This is a genomic window from Streptomyces prasinopilosus (genome assembly GCF_001419695.1).
Lineage (GTDB): Bacteria > Actinomycetota > Actinomycetes > Streptomycetales > Streptomycetaceae > Streptomyces > Streptomyces prasinopilosus.
In genome coordinates, this window is the sequence record NZ_LIRG01000963.1 from 1 (window position 1) to 2,772 (window position 2,772).

Sequence of the window (2,772 nt, forward strand, 5' to 3'; positions counted from 1 at the left end):
GTCCTCGTCGCGCGGGGCGGTGGAGCGGGGCGGTGGCGCGGGGCGGTGCGTGGCGCCCGGTCCGCACGTCACTGTGGTTGCGCGCGGACCGGGGCCGTCGGTGGGGCCCCGGGGACGGGGCTCAGCGGGACGCGAGCTCGCGCGACTCCAGGGCCGCGGTGTGCGCGTCCATCCGCTCGGCGGCCAGGATCGCGGCCACCGTGTCGGCCCGGGACGCGGCGACGACCAGGGCGCGGCCCGCGAGGGCGTGCGCCCGGCGGTGCAGGGCGGTCACACGGGGCGCGCTCCCGCTCGTGGTCGCCGACGCGCGGGTCGGCCTGCGTCCTCCCCGGAGGCGGGTCACCTGCTCGGCGAGCCGCTCGGCCGCCGCGTCCAGATCGGCGGAGGGGGACACGACGCGCAGCTCGTCGGTGACGGCGAGCAGGGCGGCGAGGTGGCCCGCGAGCTGGATGTCCAGTTCCGCCTCGCGGGAGCGGCCGGGGAAGTCGTCGGGGGCACCGGCCATCGTGCGGTGGACCGACTTGGTGCGGATCGGTTCGTACATGGATGGCCTCCAGAATGCTGTCAGGAAGCCATCCTAGCTTAGAACTCGTCTAAAGTTGAGCGAATGACAGAATCGGACGGGTTGGACACATAGGGTCAGGGCTGGTGGTATCCGTCCAGGAAGCGGGCGATCCGGCCCACCGCGTCCCGCAGGGCGTCGACCGGCGGCAGGGTCACCACCCGGAAGTGGTCGGGCTCGGGCCAGTTGAAGCCCGTACCGTGCACGACCATGATCTTCTCCCTGCGCAGCAGGTCGAGGACCATCTGCCGGTCGTCCTTGATCTTGAAGACGGCGGGGTCCAGGCGGGGGAAGAGGTACAGCGCCCCCTTGGGCTTCACGCAGGTCACACCCGGGATCCGGGTCAGCAGCTCGTACGCGGTGTCCCGCTGCTCGCGCAGCCGGCCGCCCGGCAGGACCAGGTCGTTGATCGTCTGGCGTCCGCTGAGCGCGGCGACCACGCCGTGCTGGCCCGGCATGTTCGCGCACAGGCGCATGTTCGCCAGGATCGTCAGGCCCTCGATGTAGGAGTCGGCGTGCGCGCGGGGCCCGGAGATCGACATCCACCCCACCCGGTACCCGGCCACCCGGTACGCCTTCGACATGCCGTTGAAGGTGAGGGTGAGCAGGTCGGGGGCGACGGCGGCGGTCGGGGTGTGCGTGGCGTCGTCGTAGAGGATCTTGTCGTAGATCTCGTCCGAGCAGACCAGCAGGTTGTGCCGGCGGGCGATGTCGGTCAGGCTCCTGACCATCGCCTCGTCGTAGACCGCGCCGGTCGGGTTGTTCGGGTTGATGATGACGATCGCCTTGGTGCGGTCGGTGACCTTGCTCTCGATGTCGGCGAGGTCCGGCATCCAGTCGGACTGCTCGTCGCACCGGTAGTGCACCGCCGTGCCGCCGGACAGGGCGACGGCCGCCGTCCACAGCGGGTAGTCCGGCGAGGGGACCAGCACCTCGTCCCCGTCGTCGAGCAGCGCCTGCATCGCCATCACGATCAGCTCGGAGACGCCGTTGCCGATGTAGACGTGCTCGACGTCGGTCTCGATGCCGAGGGTCTGGTTGTGCATCACGACCGCCCGGCGCGCGGCCAGCAGCCCCTTCGCGTCGCCGTAGCCGTGGGCCGACGACACGTTGCGGAGGACGTCCTCCAGGATCTCGGGCGGGCACTCGAACCCGAACGCGGCCGGGTTGCCGGTGTTGAGCTTGACGATGCGATGTCCGGCCGCCTCCAGCCGCATCGCCTCCTCGAGCACCGGGCCCCGGATTTCGTAACAGACGTTGGCGAGCTTGGTCGACTGGATCACCTGCATGCTGGGAGTTTACGGCCCGGTAATGCCGTGTGCGGCGTGTCGTCCGCCACGCGGGGTGATCCGGTACGGGTGGTATGTCCGGCGGCCCGCCCCGGAAGCGGTCCCGGAGCGGGCCGTGGGCGCCGGACCGCCGCCCGGACGGACGGCGGTCCGGCCCGAACCGGCCCGAAACGATTCGGCCCGGACCGGTCCGCCGGGTCAGCGGGGCGTCCTGCGGACCGACCGGCCCGCCAGGACGTCGGTGCGCCGCCCGTCCTCGATCACGAACCGCCCGTCGACCAGCACGTACGGGATGCCCGTCGGCAGGGTCCGGGGCCGCTCGAAGGTGGAGCCGGCGGCCACCGTCTCCGGATCGAAGAGGACCAGGTCGGCCCGGTAGCCCTCGCGGACCAGTCCGCGGTCCGCGAGCCGCAGCCGGGCGGCCGGCCGGGACGTCAGGTGCGCGACGCACTCCTCCAGCGACAGCACGCCCAGCTCCCTCACGTACCGCCCGAGGTACTGCGGGAAGGTGCCGTACGCGCGGGGGTGCGGCTTGGCGCCCCGGAGGATGCCGTCCGAGCCGCCGGTGTGCACCCGGTGCCGCATGATCTCCCGCACGTTCTCCTCGTGGCCGACGTGCTGGAGGATCGACGGGGCCAGCCTGTCCTTGAGCAGCAGTTCCCGGGCGAGGGCCCAGGGGCTCTCGCCGCGCAGGGCGGCCGACTCCCGGACCGTGCGGCCCACGTACCCGGCCAGCGCGGGGTCGCCCACCCCGGAGATCTCGATGGTGTCCCACTCCACGGGCACGCCGTGGCAGCCGTCCGAGCCGGTGACCTCCAGGTGGTGCCGGATCCGCTCGGCCGTGGCGTCGTCCGCGAGCCGCCGCAGGGTCTCCTCCGGCCCGCCCTCGCCCGCCCAGCTCGGCAGCACCGCGGCCAGCGT

3 protein-coding genes are annotated in these 2,772 nt (G+C 72.6%); all 3 read right to left on the reverse strand.

The window, feature by feature from the left end; all coding sequences use genetic code 11:
* Positions 1–121 precede the first annotated feature (121 nt).
* Positions 122–544, reverse strand: a complete 423-nt coding sequence (locus AOK18_RS29080) for an SCO4983 family protein (RefSeq protein ID WP_055696250.1) — start codon at positions 542–544, stop codon at positions 122–124.
* A 95-nt stretch (positions 545–639) separates the two neighbouring features.
* A complete protein-coding gene (locus AOK18_RS29085; RefSeq protein ID WP_055571698.1) occupies positions 640–1,851 on the reverse strand; it encodes a pyridoxal phosphate-dependent aminotransferase in 1,212 nt (403 codons plus the stop codon).
* A gap of 198 nt (positions 1,852–2,049) precedes the next feature.
* A partial coding sequence (locus AOK18_RS29090) for an amidohydrolase family protein (protein ID WP_157865285.1) occupies positions 2,050–2,772 on the reverse strand: 723 nt, incomplete at its 5' end.